The organism is Streptomyces sp. NPDC001709, assembly GCF_053596375.1.
Map to the genome: position 1 here is coordinate 315236 of NZ_JBSFGB010000001.1, position 17425 is coordinate 332660.

12 protein-coding genes are annotated in these 17425 nt (G+C 71.5%); 6 read left to right on the top strand and 6 right to left on the bottom strand.

The annotated features are described in order from the left end of the window. Positions 1–184: 184 nt before the first annotated feature. Together ACWC0C_RS01620 and ACWC0C_RS01625 are read left to right on the top strand one after the other, a co-directional pair. Positions 185–2770: a bifunctional FO biosynthesis protein CofGH gene (locus ACWC0C_RS01620; protein WP_450860788.1), complete on the top strand. Its 2586-nt coding sequence runs from the start codon at positions 185–187 to the stop codon at positions 2768–2770. 80 nt (positions 2771–2850) lie between these two features. Further along, positions 2851–3420: a hypothetical protein gene (locus tag ACWC0C_RS01625; RefSeq protein WP_450860789.1), complete on the top strand. Its 570-nt coding sequence runs from the start codon at positions 2851–2853 to the stop codon at positions 3418–3420. On the opposite strand, the gene ACWC0C_RS01630 is transcribed toward ACWC0C_RS01625, so the two are convergent. Then, complete coding sequence (locus ACWC0C_RS01630; protein WP_450860791.1) at positions 3413–3937, bottom strand: DUF2165 domain-containing protein; 525 nt, start codon at positions 3935–3937, stop codon at positions 3413–3415. The two genes, ACWC0C_RS01625 and ACWC0C_RS01630, sit on opposite strands and share 8 nt — an antisense overlap. Positions 3938–4023: 86 nt before the next feature. Between ACWC0C_RS01630 and ACWC0C_RS01635 the strand changes: the two genes are divergently transcribed. Next, positions 4024–6519: a tetratricopeptide repeat protein gene (locus ACWC0C_RS01635; protein WP_450860793.1), complete on the top strand. Its 2496-nt coding sequence runs from the start codon at positions 4024–4026 to the stop codon at positions 6517–6519. Here ACWC0C_RS01635 and ACWC0C_RS01640 read toward each other — a convergent pair. After that, positions 6512–7534, bottom strand: a complete 1023-nt coding sequence (locus ACWC0C_RS01640) for an alpha/beta fold hydrolase (protein WP_450860794.1) — start codon at positions 7532–7534, stop codon at positions 6512–6514. The two genes, ACWC0C_RS01635 and ACWC0C_RS01640, sit on opposite strands and share 8 nt — an antisense overlap. A gap of 104 nt (positions 7535–7638) precedes the next feature. Between ACWC0C_RS01640 and ACWC0C_RS01645 the strand changes: the two genes are divergently transcribed. Both ACWC0C_RS01645 and ACWC0C_RS01650 read left to right on the top strand, forming a co-directional pair. Continuing rightward, entirely contained in the window at positions 7639–8397 is a 759-nt protein-coding gene (locus ACWC0C_RS01645; RefSeq protein ID WP_450860796.1) for a TetR/AcrR family transcriptional regulator C-terminal domain-containing protein, read from the top strand. Positions 8398–8492: 95 nt separating this feature from the next. Beyond that, positions 8493–9608 (top strand): ADP-ribosylglycohydrolase family protein, encoded by a 1116-nt coding sequence (locus ACWC0C_RS01650; protein WP_450860798.1) that lies wholly within the window; start codon positions 8493–8495, stop codon positions 9606–9608. 3 nt (positions 9609–9611) lie between these two features. Here the strand turns inward: ACWC0C_RS01650 and ACWC0C_RS01655 are convergent, their stop codons facing one another. Both ACWC0C_RS01655 and ACWC0C_RS01660 read right to left on the bottom strand, forming a co-directional pair. Next, positions 9612–11171 carry a sodium:solute symporter family protein gene (locus tag ACWC0C_RS01655; RefSeq protein ID WP_450860800.1) on the bottom strand — a complete coding sequence of 520 codons (1560 nt, stop codon included), beginning with the start codon at positions 11169–11171 and terminating at the stop codon, positions 9612–9614. A 139-nt stretch (positions 11172–11310) separates the two neighbouring features. Beyond that, positions 11311–12099, bottom strand: a complete 789-nt coding sequence (locus ACWC0C_RS01660) for an SDR family oxidoreductase (protein ID WP_450860801.1) — start codon at positions 12097–12099, stop codon at positions 11311–11313. A 74-nt stretch (positions 12100–12173) separates the two neighbouring features. On the opposite strand from ACWC0C_RS01660, the gene ACWC0C_RS01665 reads away from it, so the two are divergent. Then, a complete protein-coding gene (locus ACWC0C_RS01665; RefSeq protein ID WP_449198740.1) occupies positions 12174–13022 on the top strand; it encodes a hypothetical protein in 849 nt (282 codons plus the stop codon). On the opposite strand, the gene ACWC0C_RS01670 is transcribed toward ACWC0C_RS01665, so the two are convergent. Further along, positions 13015–14886, bottom strand: coding sequence for an MFS transporter (locus tag ACWC0C_RS01670; RefSeq protein ID WP_450860804.1), 1872 nt, complete (start codon positions 14884–14886; stop codon positions 13015–13017). The two genes, ACWC0C_RS01665 and ACWC0C_RS01670, sit on opposite strands and share 8 nt — an antisense overlap. 223 nt (positions 14887–15109) lie before the next feature. Beyond that, complete coding sequence (locus ACWC0C_RS01675) at positions 15110–17416, bottom strand: D-alanyl-D-alanine carboxypeptidase (RefSeq protein ID WP_450860806.1); 2307 nt, start codon at positions 17414–17416, stop codon at positions 15110–15112. Between the last annotated feature and the right edge of the window lie 9 nt (positions 17417–17425).

Consider the following 17425-nt stretch of genomic DNA (forward strand, 5'->3'; position numbering starts at 1 on the left):
TGGTCATGCTCCAGTCTCTGCGTGAACTCCCGTGAAAGGGAAGGGGGTTGGTATACGGGATCCGGCAAACGGCTGTGTGTCATGCACGCGACGTCATCGCCGGGACGTGTGCCGGTGCCGGTCGTACTCCGGTTGCCGCCGGTGGAGCCGTCTGCCCTGACCACGTCGAACGTAAGGTTGTGGGATGACGACTTCCGCGACCTCCGGAACCGGCCCGACCGAGAACTCCATGCGTCGCGCCCTCAAACGCGCCCGGGACGGCGTCGCCCTGGACGTCGCCGAGGCGGCGGTGCTGCTCCAGGTCCGCGGCGAGGACCTGACCGGCCTCGCCGCGTCCGCCGCCCGGGTGCGCGACGCCGGCCTCGAACAGGCGGGCCGCCCCGGTGTCATCACGTACTCCAAGAGCGTCTTCATCCCCCTGACCCGGCTGTGCCGGGACAAATGCCACTACTGCACCTTCGTCACCGTCCCCGGCAAGCTGCGCCGGGCCGGCCACGGGATGTTCATGTCCCCGGACGAGGTGCTGGACATCGCCCGCAAGGGCGCCGCCCTCGGCTGCAAGGAAGCCCTCATCACCCTCGGCGACAAGCCGGAGGACCGCTGGCCCGAGGCGCGCGAGTGGCTCGACGCGCACGGCTACGACGACACCATCGCCTACGTCCGCGCCATCTCCATCCGGATCCTGGAGGAGACCGGGCTGCTGCCCCACCTCAACCCCGGTGTGATGACGTGGACGGACTTCCAGCGGCTCAAGCCGGTGGCGCCCTCCATGGGCATGATGCTGGAGACGACCGCGACCCGGCTCTGGTCCGAGCCCGGCGGCCCGCACCACGGCTCCCCGGACAAGGAACCGGCCGTACGCCTGCGGGTACTGGAGGACGCCGGACGCTCCTCCGTGCCCTTCACCTCCGGCCTGCTGATCGGCATCGGCGAGACGTACGAGGAGCGCGCCGAGTCCCTGTTCGCCCTCCGCAAGGTCTCCCGCGCCTACCACGGCATCCAGGAACTGATCATCCAGAACTTCCGCGCCAAGCCGGACACGGCGATGCGCGGCATGCCGGACGCCGAACTGGACGACCTGGTCGCCACGGTGGCCGTCGCCCGCCACATCATGGGCCCGTCCGCCTGCCTCCAGGCCCCGCCGAACCTGGTCGACAGCGAGTACGAGCGGCTGATCGGGGCGGGCATCGACGACTGGGGCGGGGTGTCGCCCCTGACCATCGACCACGTCAACCCCGAACGCCCCTGGCCGCAGATCGAGGAACTCACCGACCGCTCCCGGGCGGCCGGTTTCGAACTGCGTGAACGCCTCTGCGTCTACCCGGAGTTCGTGCGCCGCGGCGAGCCCTGGCTGGATCCGCGCCTGCGCCCGCACGTGAGCGCGCTGGCCGACCCGGCGACGGGTCTGGCCCTCCCGGACGCGACCGTGGAGGGCCACCCGTGGCAGGAGCCGGAGGAGTCGTTCGTGGCCACCGGCCGCACGGACCTGCACCACACCATCGACACCGAGGGCCGTACGGCCGACCGGCGCGACGACTTCGACGAGGTGTACGGCGACTGGGAGGCGCTGCGCGAGGCGGCCGCCCCCGGTATGGCGCCGCAGCGCATCGACACGGACGTACGGCAGGCGCTGCGCACGGCCGCGGACGACCCGACGAAGCTCACCGACGCCGAGGCCCTGGCCCTGCTGCACGCGGACGGCCCGGCGCTGGACGCGCTGTGCCGGGTCGCCGACGACGTGCGTCGCTCCGCGGTCGGCGACGACGTGACCTACATCGTCACCCGCAACATCAACTTCACCAACGTCTGCTACACCGGCTGCCGTTTCTGCGCCTTCGCCCAGCGCCGTACGGACGCCGACGCCTACACGCTCTCGCTGGAACAGGTCGCGGACCGCGCCCAGCAGGCCTGGGACGTGGGCGCGGTCGAGGTGTGCATGCAGGGCGGCATCCACCCGGATCTGCCCGGGACGGCGTACTTCGACATCGCGAAGGCGGTGAAGGAGCGGGTCCCCGGCATGCACGTCCACGCCTTCTCGCCGATGGAGGTCGTCAACGGCGCGACCCGCACCGGGATGTCGATCCGCGAGTGGCTGACGGCGGCCAGGGAAGCCGGCCTGGACACCATCCCGGGCACGGCGGCGGAGATCCTGGACGACGAGGTCCGCTGGGTGCTGACCAAGGGCAAGCTGCCGGCGGCCACCTGGATCGAGGTCGTCACGACGGCCCACGAGCTGGGCATCCGCTCGTCCTCGACGATGATGTACGGCCATGTCGACCAGCCCCGCCACTGGCTGGGCCATCTGCGCACGCTGGCCCGGATCCAGCGTGAGACGGGCGGTTTCACCGAGTTCGTGACACTGCCGTTCATTCACACGAACGCCCCGGTGTACCTGGCGGGCATCGCCAGGCCCGGCCCCACGACGAGGGACAACAGGGCGGTGACGGCGATGGCCCGCCTGCTCCTGCACCCCTGGATCCCCAATATCCAGACAAGCTGGGTGAAACTGGGCGCGGAAGGTGCGGCGGAGATGCTCCGCTCCGGCGCGAACGACCTGGGCGGCACGCTGATGGAGGAGACGATCTCCCGGATGGCGGGCTCGTCGTACGGCTCGTACAAGTCGATCCGCGACCTGGTGGCCGTCGCCGAGACGGCCGGCCGCCCGGCGAAGCCGCGCACCACGCTCTACGGCGAGGTGCCGGAGGAACGGCAGCGGGCGGCGGAGGCCTCCGACGGGCACCTGCCGGAACTGTTGCCGGTCCTGGACTGAGTACGATGATCCGACCCGGACCCGGGAAGGGGCCCCACAGCACCCCCGGGCGGGCCCCCTAGCGGAGGAGATGCGTACCCGTGGCTGCCCGACTGCCCTCCTGGGCCTGGGTCACCGGCCTGACGGCGGGAGCGACCGCGGCCGTCGTCGCCCTTGCCGTACAGGCGGACCGCGGGCCGCATCCCACGGCCGCCGTGGCGGCCAGGCCGAGCCCGTCCGCGTCGGCGAGCGCCCACGGCTCCGCCGCACCGCACTCCCCGGCGGCGCCCGCGCTGCCGGACGCGTCGGGCGAGGGCCGCCGGATCGTGTACTCGCTCGGCGAGAAGCGGGTGTGGCTGGTCGACGCGACGGGCAAGGCGACCCGTACGTTCACGGTGTGGCCGGGCACCGTGAGCCCGCAGCCCGGCCGGTTCTCGGTCACGCTGCGCCGGCAGTCCCTCAGGGGCTCGGACGGCGTGGAGATCGAACACATCATGTACTTCACCAAGGTGGAGGGCGTGAACATAGCCTTCTCCAACGCCCTGGACGGCTCCTCGCCGCCACCGACGACCGACGGCAAGAAGCTGGGCGGCATCCGTATGCACAAGCAGGACGGCGCCGCCCTGTGGTCCTTCGGTGATCAGGGCACGAGTGTGGCGGTCGTCAAATAGCCTCTGCCTCTGCCTCTGCCCCCGCCTGCCGGGTGGGCAGCTGGTTGACGATCAGGGCGACCCCGGCGAGCAGGAAGATCCGGGTCGCGGCCTCCAGCCCGTTCCACGTCTTGGACTGCCACATCGAGAACCACTCACCGCCGATCCCGATGAACCCGGCGCCGAAGAGCAGCAGCAGCATCAGCAGCCCGTAGGTGGAAACGCGCCGGGCGAGGTCGTGATCGCGCCGCGCCCACAGGTACGTGCCCCAGATCAGGACCAGGGCGGACACCGTCTCCCACGCGATGATCAGGACGTAGGCGGTGTCCTGCAGCGCGGTACTGGTGATGGCCCGCCACATCAGGTCGTCGTCCTTGAAGGTCGTGTCCATCGCCAGCACATGCCGTACGAACTGCTGGTTCGTCCCGAAGTCGGTGATGTTCCCGAAGGCGACCAGGGCGATGTAGAGGGCGAGTATGCCGGTGAGCACACCGGCGGCAAGCGTGAGGCCGGTGTGGCGCGTGGGGGTGGTGGTCATGGCTGAATTCTCCCCTGTCCAGGGCCCGGTTATCGCGTGGTCATTGCGCCAGAATGAGAACGCGGGCTGCGGGGAGGGGCGTAGGGATGGCGCAGGCACGGCCGTCGATGCACGAACTGATCGGACGGCGCAGACGGGCGGGGTTCGTCGGGCGCGGTGGCGAACGCGCCGCGTTCCGGGCCAACTTGGACCTTTCGCCCGAGGACGAAAGCCACCGCTTCCTCTTCCACGTCCACGGCAACGCAGGCGTCGGAAAGACCTTCCTGATCAGGGAGTTGGAGCAGATCGCGCGCGAGCGCGGCGCGCTGACGGCGTATGTGGACGAGAGCGCCGGGAGCGTGCCGGAGGCGATGGCGGCGATCGGCCGTCAGCTCGGTCAGCAGGGCCACCGCTGCAAGGAGCTGGAGCGGCAACTGGCCGCCTACCGGGAGCGGCGGCACGAGGCCGAGGCCGCGGCGCTCGCGCTCGACCCGGAGGCGGCGCCGCGTCCGTCGGCCGGTGCGCTGGCCGTGGCGCGGGCCGGGCTGGTCGGGCTCGGCATGGTGCCGGGCGTCGGACCGTTCGCGGGCGCGCTGGACGCGGAGCAACTCGCCCAGGGCGCCGACCGGTTGCGGGCGGGGCTCAGCGCGCGGCTGCGCAACCAGGAGGACGTGAACCTGGTGCTCGCGCCGGAGCGGGAACTGACACCGACGCTGCTGGGCGAACTCGCCTCCGCCGCCTCCGCCGCGGCGTGGATCGTCCTGCTCTTCGACACCTACGAGCGCACGGGCCGGTTCCTGGACGGCTGGCTGCACGAGATCATGACGACGGACCGGTACGGCACCCTGCCGGCCAACGTCGTCCTGGTGACCGCGGGCCAGCTCCCGCTCGCCCCGGCCCGCTGGGGCGGATTCGCGGACTTCGTGACGGACGTGCCGCTCGGTCCGTTCACGGAGGCGGAGGCGCGCGGGCTCCTCGCGGACAAGGGCGTGCGCGATGAGCCGGTCGTCGCCGAGGTGCTGCGGCTGACCGGGGGCCTGCCGGTGCTCGTCTCGACTCTGGCCGAGGCCCGGCCCGCCGATCCGCGGGACGTGGGTGATCCCAGCGGGACGGCCGTGGAGCGGTTCCTGAAGTGGGAGCGGGATCCGGTGCGCCGGGCCACCGCGCTGGCCTGCGCGCTGCCCCGGACACTGGACGCGGACGTGTTCCGGGCCGTGACCGAGTGCCCGGAGGAGGAGTCCGACGGGCTGTACGCGTGGCTGCAGGGCATGCCGTTCGTCAGCGGGCGCGGGGACCGGATGCGGTACCACGATCTCGTCCGGGCGCCGATGCTGCGGCTCCAGCGCCGGCAGTCCCCGAGGGGCTGGGCGGAGCGGCACCGGCGGCTCGCGCGGACGTTCGGGCAGTGGCTCCGGGAGACCGAAGCGGCCCTGGAACCGGGGGAGTTCTGGAAGGAGGAGGACTGGCGGGAGCTGCGCCTGTCGGAGTCCTACCACTCCCTGTGCGCGGATCCCCGGTCCGCCCTGCCCGCCGTGCTGGCGGACGTCGTCACGGCCTGCGACCACGGGGACGACGTCCTGTGGCGCTGGGTGCGCCTGCTGGTCGAGGCGGGCGAGGACGCGGGTGACACGGGCGCACGGACCCTGGCGAGCTGGGGGAGCGCGCTGGCGGAGGCGTTCGCGGCGGACACGGTCGCCGGGGTGGCGGCTCTGCTGCTGGAGCGGGCGCGGGCCGAGGAGCCGTGGCGGGCGACGGCGTACGCGGTCCTGGGCGACGCCCTGGCGCGGGCCGACGACCAGCAGGGCGCGCTGGACCAGTACGACAGGGCCCTCGCGCTCGACCCCTGCCTGGTGCGGGCCCTGCGGGGCAAGGTCCTGGCGCGCAGCTCGCTCGGCGACTACCGGGGGGCACTGGAGGACCTGCGCCGGGTGCTGGAGCTGGAGCCGGACAACCCGTACAACATGTTCCTGCGCGGCGAGCACCTGCGGATCCTGGGCCGGTACGAGGAGGCGGTGGCCGACCTCGACCAGGGGATCCGGCTCGACCCCGGCCAGGCCTTCGCCTGGGCCTCCCGGGGCGCCGCCCGCCTGGCCCGCGGCGAGCTGGACGAGGCACAGGCCGATCTGAACCGGGCGCTCGAACTCAACCCCGACTACGCGTGGGCGCTCGCCCGCCGGGCCCGTCTCTGGCGCGCCCGCCGGGACCGCACCCGGCAGCTCGCCGACCTGGACCGGGCCCTCACCCTCCAGCCGGACTGGGCCTGGGGCCGCTGCGAACGCGGCGACGCCCTCCGGGTGGCCGGCCGCGACGAGGAGGCCCTCGCCGACTACGACCGCGCACTCGCCCTGGACCCCGACTACGCCTCGGCATACGCGAGCCGCGGCGCCTCGCACGCCAACCTCGGCCGCCTCCAGCAGGCCCTCACCGACCTCGACCGCGCCCTGCTGCTCAACCCGGTGTACGTGTGGGCGCTGGAGCGGCGCGCGGAGGTACACCGCAGACTCGGCGCACCCGACCGAGCCGAGGCGGACGAGACCCAGGCCGCCCACCTCTCGGCCCCCACACCCCCACCCCCACGCCACCACCCGTCCTCGGTCAACTGACCGGCTCTCCCGTCACCACCGGCCGCACCCTAGTCAGCAGCAGCTCCAGGAACCGGTCGGGGTGGCGGAAGGACGCGAAGTGGCTGGCCTCCCGGATCAGGGCGAAGTCCTTCACGGGGGCCGTGACCGACTCGTAGAAGCGGCGGGCCGGTTCCGGTGGGGTGAGGACGTCGGCGGCGCCCTGGAAGAGGAAGAAGGGGAGGCGGAAGGCGGTGCCTTCGGCGTGCTCGTCGATCGTCATGGCCTGGGGGCCCAGTGACTCGGAGAAGGTCTGGGCCTTCAGGTAGGTGCACAGGTCGCGGAGGGTGTGGAGGGGGGAGAACCAGAGGGAGCGGATCACGACCGTCTTCATCGTGTCGTAGGTGAGGGGGTCGGTCGTGACCACCGTCTTCGCGTACTCCGCCCACTCGTGGGGCGACCAGGCGGACGGGTCCGGGCCCAGGGCCGCCATCTTTGACAGCTGCTTCTTCTTGCCGGCCTGCTCCAGGCGGGCCAGCAGCGCTTGGTAGGCGGAGGTGTCCCGGCCGCCGCCGACGATGTTCTGGTCGGTGCCGACGTACGCCGAGTACAGCTCGGGGTGGTTGCGGGCCAGGCGGAGGCCGGTGACCGTGCCGAAGCTGTTGGCCAGGAGCAGCACCTTGTCCACGCCCAGGCGGGTGCGGATGTGGGCCGTGACCTCCAGGGCGTCGGAGTAGAGGCGGTCGAGGGTCAGTTCGCCCTGGCCCTCCGGGCCGCCCGCCGCGAAGGTCCGGCCGGCGCCGCGCATGTCCCAGCGGACGATCGTGAAGTGCCGCTCCCAGGCGCGGGTGCGCGGGATGAAGATCAGGTTGGAGGCGCCGGGGCCGCCGTGGATCTCCAGGACCACGGGGTTCGTCCGGTCCTCGCCGCGGATCGAGATCCACTGGTCGATGCCGCCGATGCGGACGTACGAGGACTCGTCGATGCCGTTCGCGGTGGTGATCGCGAGCTTCTTGGCGAGGGCGCGGCGCTTGAGGGCGCGGTAGGTCAACAGCATGGTGTTCCCCCTAAACTGTTTATGCCGTCAGCTGTTGTGTTTAAGGTATATACAGTTGGTGGGCGAAGTCAACGCCCGCTTCGGCGCAGACCGGGAGGGGTCCGATGGGTGGACGGAACAAAGAGCAGCAGCAGGACGCGCCCCGCGATCCACGGGCGACCCTCGCGCTGCTGTGGGGCGAGCAGGAGAAGCCCACGCGCGGACCCAAGCCGAAGCTGACCCCGCAGCGCATCGCGGCGGCCGCCGCCGAACTCGCCGACGCGGAGGGGCTGGACGCGGTCTCCATGAGCAAGGTGGCCGGCACCTTCGGGGTCTCGGCGATGGCCCTGTACCGGTACGTCCCCGGTAAGACGGAACTCGTCGAGCTGATGGTGGAGTCCGTGCTGGCCGAGGGGCCGGATCCGGCCGGCGTGCCGGAGGGGGACTGGCGGGCGGGGGTACGGCAGTGGACGCGGCAGTGCGCGCGCGTCTACGCGGCCCACCCCTGGATGCTCACCGCCCTCGCCATGCGCCGCCAGATCATGGGCCCCTGCCAGCTGCGCTGGCTGGACGTGGCCCTCGCCGCCCTGGAGCCCACCGGTCTCGGCGCCGCCCAGCGTCACCAGATCTTCCTGCTGCTGATCGGGCTCGTCCGCAATGTCACCCAGCAGCGGCGCGACGCACAGGGGGAACAGGCCGCGGAACAGAACACGGAGTGGGACCGGCTCGCCGGAGAGCTGCTCGCCCGGCACGCCGACCGCTTCCCGGCCCTGACCAAGGCCGTCGCCGAGGGCGCGTTCGAGCCGGACGGCATCGATCCGCTGGAGTTCGGGATCGACCGGATTCTCGACGGGGTCGAAGCGCTCGTAGCTGGGCGGGAATGACCCCTCGGGGGCGATTTGCCCCCGTGAACGGACCGTTCCCCGTCGATTACAGTGCTGAGCGTCGTACGGACGGACGGTGTCGTGGGGAGGTCTGGGTGAGTGCGACAACCGGCGCCGTCTGGGGCCGAGCCGAGCAGCAGGACTTCCGCAGCCGGGTGCGCGGCACCCTCCTCGGGGCCGCCGTGGGCGACGCGCTCGGCGGGCCCGCCGATCCGCTGTCCCTGGAGGAGATCCGGGCCGCCTACGGCCCCGAGGGCCTGCTCGACCTGGCCTTCGGGCACGGGCGGCGCGGCACGGTCACCCACCACACCCAGCTCACCCTGTTCACCGTGGACGGGCTGATAAGGGCCCAGGTGCGCCGGGACACCGGCGCCTGGCACCCGCCGACCGATCTGCACCGGGCGTACCGGCGGTGGGCGGCCACCCAGCGGGACTGGGGGCCCGACGAGCGCCGCAAGGACGACGGCTGGCTGGCGCGCGAGGAGTGGCTGTACGCCCGCCGGGAGCCGACCCGGCCGCTGCTCATCGGCTTCGGCGACGACACCATGGGCACGCTGGAGTCACCGAAGAACCCCGGCGAGCTGGGCCCGGAGGCGGTGGCCCGGTCCGCGCCCTTCGGGCTGCTGGTCGGCTGGGAGCCGCAGCTCGTCGCACAGCTGGCGGTGGAGTGCGCCGCGCAGAGCCACGGGCATCCCATCGCCTATCTCTCGGCGGGCGCGTACGCCGTGATCGTGCATGCGCTGGCCCGGGGCGAGAGCCTGGACGGCGCCGTGCAGCGGGCCCTCGCGCTGCTCGCCGCCCGGCCCGGCCACCAGCCCGTCTCGGACGCCCTGCAGCATGCGCTCGGGGCGGTACGGCAGGGGATCCCGGGCCCGACGCGGGTGGAGGAACTGGCCGGCGACGGTACGGCGGACGGGTTGCTGGCGGCGTCCGTGTACTGCGCGCTGGTGGGGGAGGACGTACGGCACGGCCTGTGCCTGGCGGTGAACCAGAGCGGCCCCTCCGCGGCGGCGGGCGCCCTCACCGGCGGCCTCCTCGGCGCGCTCCACGGCGAGACGGCCCTCCCGCCGGCCTGGCTGACCGAGCTGGAGGGCCGCCCTACGGTGCTGGAACTCGCCGACGACTTCGCCATGGAGATGACACAGGGCCCGGCTCTGCACGGTCCCGCGGGGTCTTCGCCGGGGTGGCTGGCCCGGTATCCGCGAGCCTGAGCGCTACGGCGCCCCCACCACGTCGTCCCCCGCACCCGCCGGCACCGGCACCGCCGTCACCGCGTCCCCGTCCGCATTGACCTTCTCGATGACGGCCAGCCGCTCCGGCGTCTCCTCCGGCTTCAGGTAGCCGATGGCGATGTACAGCACCAGGGACACTGCCAGCGGGACGGAGACCTGGTACTGGAGCGGGACCCCGCCGGAGACGTTCCAGCTGATGGGGTAGTTCACCAGCCAGAACGCCAGCAGACCCGCCGCCCAGCTGGTCAGCGCCGCCGTGGGACCGGAGCGGCGGAACGGACGGAGCAGACCCAGCATCATCGGGATCGCGATCGGGCCCATGAGGCCGGCCACCCACTTGATGACCACCGTGATGATGTCCTTGAAGGCGGGCGAGTTCACCTGCGTCGCCACCGCCATGGACAGGGCCAGGAAGACGACCGTGGTGACGCGGGCGGCGATCAGCCCCGACCGCTGTCCCCACGCCCGAGCGCGAGCGGACAGCACCGGCGCCACGTCACGGGTGAACACCGCCGCGATCGCGTTCGCGTCGGAGGAGCACATGGCCATCGTGTGGGAGAAGAAACCGACGACGACCAGGCCCAGCAGCCCGTGTGGCAGCAGCTGTTCGGTCATCAGGCCGTAGGAGTCGGAGCCGTCCGGCTTCGCCGCGTGGACCAGCAGCGGGGACATCCACATGGGGAAGAAGAGGACGACCGGCCAGAGCAGCCACAGGACCGCCGACAGCCGGGCCGAGCGCTCGGCCGCGTACGCGCTGCCCGTCGCCATGTACCGCTGCGCCTGGTTGAGCATGCCGCCGTTGTACTCGAAGAGCTTGATGAACAGGAACGCCAGCAGGAACACCGTGCCGTAGGGGCCGACCAGCGGCTTGCCATGGCCGTGCAGCGCGGGCTGGTTCCAGGCGTCGAAGAAGCCGATGTGCTTGTCGTTCAGCTTGAGTACGACCGCCACGAACATCGAGACGCCGGCCAGCAACTGGATGACGAACTGGCCGAGTTCGGTCAGCGCGTCCGCCCACAGGCCGCCGATCGTGCAGTACACGGCCGTGATCGCGCCGGTGATGAGGATGCCCTGGTTCAGGGTGACCCCGGTGAACACCGACAACAGGGTGGCGATCGCCGCCCACTTGGCGCCCACGTCCACGATCTTCAGCAGCATGCCGGACCAGGCGAGCGCCTGTTGGGTGGACAGGTCGTAACGGTTCTTCAGGTACTCCAGCGGGGAGGCCACATGCAGCCGGGAGCGCAGCCGGTTGATGCGGGGCGCGAACAGCTTCGACCCGATGGCGATGCCGAGCGCGATGGGGAAGGACCAGGTGGCGAAGGAGGTGACGCCGTAGGTGTAGGCGATGCCCGCGTACCCGGTGAACATGACCGCGCTGTAGCCCGACATGTGGTGCGAGATGCCGGACAGCCACCAGGGCATCTTGCCGCCGGCCGTGAAGAAGTCGGAGACGTTGTCCACGCGCTTGTGCGACCAGACGCCGATCGCGACCATCACACCGAAGTAGCCGATGAGTACGGCCCAGTCGAGACTGTTCATGTGCTCGATCGTGGGTGTGTTCACATGAACGCGACAAGCAAGAGGGAGGTCAAGTCGCGGTAAAGATGTTCGACTTGATGACTTGCGTTCACCTACCTGAACGACCGTCTGGTCGCCGGCACGCGTGGCGGGCGTGGTGTCACCGCATCAGCTCCCCCGCGTTGACCAGCAGCGACTGCCCCGTGATGGCCCGCGCCCGGTCCGAGGACAGGAACACCGCCGCATCCGCCACGTCCCCGTCCGTCGCCAGCTCCGGCAACGCCATCCGCTCGGTCAGCCGCCCCAGCACCTCCGCCTCCGGCACCCCTTCCGTCTGCGCGGTGAACGTCACGTACGCCTGCACCGGCGGCCCCCACATCCAGCCCGGCAGCACGGTGTTGACCCGTATCCGGTGCGGCCCGAGCTCCCGCGCCAGGGAGTACATCGCGCTGGTCAGCGCCCCCTTCGACGCGGCGTACGCGGCCTGCTTGACCTGTGAGGGCGCGGCGACGGCCGACTGTGTCCCGATGAAGACGACGCAGCCGCCTCCGGCCGCCTTCAGCGCCGGCAGGCACGCCCGCGTCATCCGCAGGGTGCCCAGCAGGTTCACGTCGAGGACCGACTGCCAGGTCGCGAAGTCCGCGTCCTCGAACCCGCCGAAGTAGGAGTCCCAGGCCGCGACATGGACCACCGCGTCGATCCCGCCGAACCGCTCCCGCGCCAGCGCGGCCAGCGCCGCGCACTGCGCCTCGTCGGTGATGTCGGTCGCCCGGTACGCCGTACGCGCGCCCTCCGGATCGATCTCGGCCGCGCTCTTGGCGAGGTTCGCCTCGGTGCGCGCCCCGAGCACCGCGTTCCCGCCGTCCCGTACGACGGCCGCGGCGACCTGGTGACCGAGCCCGGCGCCGACTCCCGAGACGACGACGGTCTTGCCTGCGAGCAGGGACATCGGTGCCTCCCGCGGTATGGCGCTTTATCTGACGGAGCGTCAGAGTATGGCCCATCGCAGGAAAGGGGAACCGCATGGGCGAGGACACCCGTAGCGAGACGTACGCCGAACTGGCCGCCGTAGGACCGTACGGCGTCCGACCCGGCCACGCCCTGATCACCATGGTCGAGCCGCACCCGGGCCACGAGTACGCCTACAACCGCTGGTACGAGGACGACCACTACTACGCCGGCGCGATGGCCATGCCCTGGATGTACGCCGGCCGCCGCTGGGTGGCGACCCGTGATCTGCAACTCCTGCGGTACCCGGAGAAGTCGGCCGTCGCCCAGCCCGTCACGGCCGGCTGCTACCTCTCCACCTACTGGATCACCGCCGGCCGCTACGACGACCACATGAAGTGGACCGTCGCCATCAACAAGCGTCTCAACCGCGACGCACGCGTCCACCACGCCCGCACCCACGTCTTCACGTCCTTCCAGGACCACGAGACGACGGTCTACCGCGACGGCGCGGCCGGCCCCCGGGACTTCCACGCCCTCGACCATCCCTACGCCGGGCTGGTGCTGGAGGTGGTCGACAGCGAGTCGCCGCGGCAGCGGGCCGAACTGGTGGAGTGGCTGCGCGCCCGGCACCTGCCCCGCCGCCTCGCCGGCTCCCCGGCGGCCATGGTCACCGTCTTCCGGCCGACCCCCCTGCCGGGCGACCGCATGACCTACGTCAAGCAGGTCGAGGGCGTGGACACGCGGGTGACCCTGCTGTGGTTCCTGGAACGGGACCCACGGGAGTGCTGGCAGGAGCGCTTCACCGGGCTGGACACGGAGATCTCCGGCTCGGGGCTGGGGCGGGTGGAGCTGGTGGCGCCGTTCGTCCCGACGATTCCCGGCACGGATGCCTACGTCGCCGAGCTGCGCGGCGCTACTTGAGTTCGTCCGGGCAGGGGGTGCCGCGTGGCAGCTGGTACGGCGCCGCCAACCTGTACGTCCCGGCCCGCGGAGCGAGCAGCACCGTCCACTTGTCCCCGTTCACATCCTGCGGCGACTCCATCAGACACCCGTCGACGTTCCGGTACGTCTTCGGCGGACCGGAGGAGACCAGCTGCGGCGGCTTCAGACTCTTGCCGTGCTCGTCGACGACGCTCAGCCACGGCGAGTACGGGATCCTGATCAGGATCCGCCCGGCCTTGCGCACCTCAAGCGTCATCTCGCCCTGGTCGGCGCGGTCCACCACCGCGTTGGGCTCGGCGAGCGGCGCCGGGTCGGTCACCCGGAACAGCTGCCAGTTGGCGTCCCCCCAGACCTGCGTCAGATACGGCATCCCGCGCCGCAGCAGCTGCCGCTCGCGCTCGCCGCCGTCGCCGTCCGGGTTGTCCTTCGGCAGGACGACGAAGTGGACGGCCCAGCGCTGCAGCCACTCGTGGTAGTTCGCCGAGTTGAGGGTGTCGTCGTAGAAGAGCGGGTTGCGCTCCATGTCGGCCTGCCGGTTCCAGCCGCGCGCCAGGTTCACGTACGGCGCGAGCGCGGAGGCCTCCCGGTGCGAGCGCGCCGGGACGACCTCGACCCGGCCCTTCTCGGCGCCGGCCTTCTGCAACTGGTGGACGAGCGGGGCCAGCTCCCGGGCCCAGGACGCGGCCGGGGTCGTATGGATGATGTCGTCGACCGACTTGAAACCGATCCAGCCGGCGAAGCCGAGCAGCGCCAGCACGGTCGCGTACCACTTGCGCGACTTCCGCACCGTGAACGGCAGCGCGGCGACCAGCGTCGCACCCGCGAACAGCATCGGCAGCCGGGAGATGTTCGAGCCGATCTGCGAGCTGATCAGCCAGACCAGGACCACGCCGAGGCTGTACACGGCGGCCGTCAGCCGGACCGTCACCCACTCCTCGGGGACCAGGAACAGGCACAGCAGGCCGGACAGCAGCGGCAGGATCACCGAGCCGATCGTCATCGGCTGGGTGCCGGAGAAGGGGAAGAGGAAGTACGAGGCGGCGACCACCACCGTCGGGGCGAGCCCCAGCGCCCAGGCGCCCGGCCGCCGCTTCTGCAGGAACAGCGCGGCCGCGACCAGACCCACGAACAGCCCCGAGACGGGCGAGGCCATGGTGGAAAGACCGGCCAGCGGCGCGGCCACGGCCGCCTTCGCCCAGCGTTTGTGCCGCCACCGGTACGGCCAGCAGAAGACGGCCGCGACGGCGCCGAGCGCGAACATCGTGCCGAGCCCGAAGGTCACCCGGCCCGAGATCGCGTTGCACAGCAGCGCGACGACCCCCGTGAGCGACGCCCACAGCGGGTTCTTCACCGCCCGGCTGCGGATCAGGACCAGCGTCAGCAGACCCGCCGACACGGTCCCGGCGATCATCATCGTCGTACGGACGCCGAGGACGGCCATCAGATACGGCGACACCACGCTGTACGACACCGGGTGCATGCCGCCGTACCAGGCGAGGTTGTACGCCGAGTCCGGGTGCCGGCCGACGAACTCCGCCCAGGCGTCCTGGGCCGCGAGATCGCCACCACTGTTCGCGAACGTGAAGAACCAGATGATGTGCAGGACGCCCGCGAGGGCTGTTATGGACAGTACGGGGTGCTTGAGCAGCCGCTGTCTCAGGGGTTCGGCGGCGATGAGGAGACGCGCGAGCCGATTCGGGCGCGCGTCGGGACGATCACTGTCGGTAGGGCTGTCCGGGTGGTCGGTGGGACCCTCCGGGTCAGCCGTGGACACGCGTATTCGCGGGCCGGATCCCGGGCCCGGATCGGCGTCGTCGGCGCGTGTCGGCTCCGCTGTGGCCACCTGAAGGCACTCCCCGTGTCCCGTCTTCTGTTCTCGGCCGTGTTCCATGATGTTCCCGGATGTTCCCGGCCGCTTTCCGTCCAGTTCCCGGCCCTGTCCCGTGACCGGCGACCTGCCCCGTTTCGTGACGCTAGCACGCACCCCGCCGCGGGGCCCCCGGGTGGGGCTCCGACGACGGGGTGCGCGGCCGGGCGGACGGACGGCGACGCGTCCGGCCCGGAGGTCAGCCCAGACGGGTCAGCTTGGCGCCGAAGCCGGGCTCGGCCAGGTCCTTCTGCAGGGCCACCGGGACCTTGACGGCCCCGGCGGTCCCGTCACCCACGGTGAGCGAGCCGACCTCGGTGCCGGCCTTCGCGGTGTGCGGCACCTTGCCGGAGGCGAACGACAGCTTGGCCTCCAGGCCCGCCCAGCCGACCGCGACGACGTCCTTCGTGATCACGACCGGGGTGTGGCCGCCGAGCTGGTCGTCCACATAGCCGACCACGTCGCCCTTCTTCAGGATCGTCGACGAGGTCAGCGCGTCCTGGGCGGCGAGCAGCGCCGTCTTGCTGACCTTGTTGACCGTGTCGAGGATCTTCGGCTTGTGCTGGCCGAGGATCGCGCCGACGAGGGTGACCGTCCGGCCGCCGACCTGCTTGCGGGAGGCGAAGAGCAGGTTGCCGCCGGCCGCCGTGGTGCTGCCGGTCTTGATGCCGATCGCGCCCATGCGGAACGGCAGCTCGTTGTAGTTGGTCCAGTAGTGGCCGGTGGGGTCGGTCCAGCTGGCCGCGCTGGTGATGGCGACCAGGGCCGGGTTCTTGACGACCGCACGGCCGAGCTTCACCTGGTCCTCGGCCGTGGAGATGGTGCTCTCCTTCAGACCCGAGGGGTCGGTGTACGTCGTGTCGGCCATCCCCAGTTCCTTGGCGGTGGCGTTCATCTTCTGCACGAACGCCGCCTCCGAGCCGACGTCCCAGCGCGCGAGCAGCCGCGCGATGTTGTTGGCGGAGGGGATCATGACGGCGGACAGGGCCTGCTTCTCGGTGAGGGAGTCGCCGGCCTTGACGGTGTTGAGCGTGGACTCACCGGCCTTGTCGTAGCCGCCCTCCGTCTCGGCCTTCGGATCGATCTTGATCCTCGGGCCGTCCTGCCCCGGCTTCAGCGGGTGGTCCCGGAGGATGATGTACGCGGTCATGGTCTTGGCGACCGAGCCGATGGCCACGGGCTTCTGCTGACCGAAGTGGCCCATCGTGCCGATACCGTCGACGTCTATCCAGCCCTGGCCCTCGCCCGGCCAGGGCAGGTTCGTCCGGCCGCCGTCGAACGTGTACGTGTCCTTGGCGGTGAGCCCGAGCGTGGGGGACGGCAGCGGGCGTACGGCCTGTACGACCGCAAAGATGATCACCAGGAGCAGGGCCAGGGGGGTCCAGATCTTGATCCTCCGCACCAGCGTGCGGACCGGGGTCTCCGGGGGCGGGGGCGTGTTCGTCAGCTCCGCCAGGAGGTCCAGCGGGGGCTTCGGGGGGAGGGGCTGCTGGGTGGTGCGCTCGGGGCCGACGTGGGGGACGGGGGTGGTGGCGTCCGGCTTGGCCTCCGGCTTGGCGGCAGGCTTGGTGGCCGGCTTGGCCGTCGGCTTGGTGGCCGGTGCCATGTCGTTCTTGAGCGCGACGAACTTGCTGGTGCGCTCGGGGTCGGGCTCGGGGGTCTTGGACTTCGGCCCGAGCTTCAGCATGGTGGTGGGCTGGTCGACCTGGGGGGCCGACTTGGGCTTTACGGCCTTGAAAATGGCGGTGGGCTGATCGACGGACGCGTCAGCCTGCGGCGCTTTGGCGGGGGTGTCCTCGGGTTCCGTCTTCGCGTCCTCGTCCGCCTCGGCTTCGCCTTCGGCGTCCGTGCTCCCACCCGCACCACCCGTGCGGCTCTCGTCGTCGGCTGCGGGTGGCCCCTGCGGGGCGTCCTCGCCGTCGGCGGCCTCCGGCCCGTCCTCGGCCTCATCCGCCTCGGCTCCGCCTTCGCCTTCGCCGGCTTCGGCCTTCTTGTCAGCTTCGGAGTCCGCCTCCGCGTCGGCCTTCTCGGTGTCGTCGGCAGCCGCCTTCTCGCCCGCGTCAGCGCCGGCCTCCGCCTCCGCACCCGCGTCGGAGTCCGCGTCGGCGTCAGCCTTTGCGTCCGCGTCGGAACCCGCGTCCGCCTTCTCGTCCGTACCCGTGTCCGCCGTGGCTTCGGCGGCCGTGGCACCGGTCTCCCCCTCATCCCCCGCCGTCCGCTTGGGGTTTGCAGGTGTGTCGGTGTCGGTGGGGGCGGCGCCGCGGACCCAGGAGGAGACCGCGTCGCGCAGGGCGGTGTCCTCCGACGGGGTTTCCGGCGCGGGGGATTTCGCGTCACGGACCGACAGGATCTTCGTCGCGGTATCCACGCCGCCGGGCGAGGAATCCTTTTCGCGGGAGACCGCGAGGCGCGGATCGCGTGCCTCGGGAACCGGACCCGCGCTCCCCGACGTCGGTTCTGCCGACGACTCGCGCTGCTTCGACCTGTCGGGGGACTCGCCCGCCACCGATGCCTC

Excerpts from the sequence above, each read along its gene's own strand:
- ACWC0C_RS01620 (WP_450860788.1), top strand. The coding sequence starts at position 185 with ATGACGACTTCCGCGACCTCCGGAACCGGCCCGACCGAGAACTCCATG.
- ACWC0C_RS01630 (WP_450860791.1), bottom strand. The coding sequence starts at position 3,937 with ATGACCACCACCCCCACGCGCCACACCGGCCTCACGCTTGCCGCCGGT.
- ACWC0C_RS01635 (WP_450860793.1), top strand. The coding sequence starts at position 4,024 with ATGGCGCAGGCACGGCCGTCGATGCACGAACTGATCGGACGGCGCAGA.
- ACWC0C_RS01640 (WP_450860794.1), bottom strand. The coding sequence starts at position 7,534 with ATGCTGTTGACCTACCGCGCCCTCAAGCGCCGCGCCCTCGCCAAGAAG.
- ACWC0C_RS01645 (WP_450860796.1), top strand. The coding sequence starts at position 7,639 with ATGGGTGGACGGAACAAAGAGCAGCAGCAGGACGCGCCCCGCGATCCA.
- ACWC0C_RS01655 (WP_450860800.1), bottom strand. The coding sequence starts at position 11,171 with ATGAACAGTCTCGACTGGGCCGTACTCATCGGCTACTTCGGTGTGATG.
- ACWC0C_RS01660 (WP_450860801.1), bottom strand. The coding sequence starts at position 12,099 with ATGTCCCTGCTCGCAGGCAAGACCGTCGTCGTCTCGGGAGTCGGCGCC.
- ACWC0C_RS01665 (WP_449198740.1), top strand. The coding sequence starts at position 12,174 with ATGGGCGAGGACACCCGTAGCGAGACGTACGCCGAACTGGCCGCCGTA.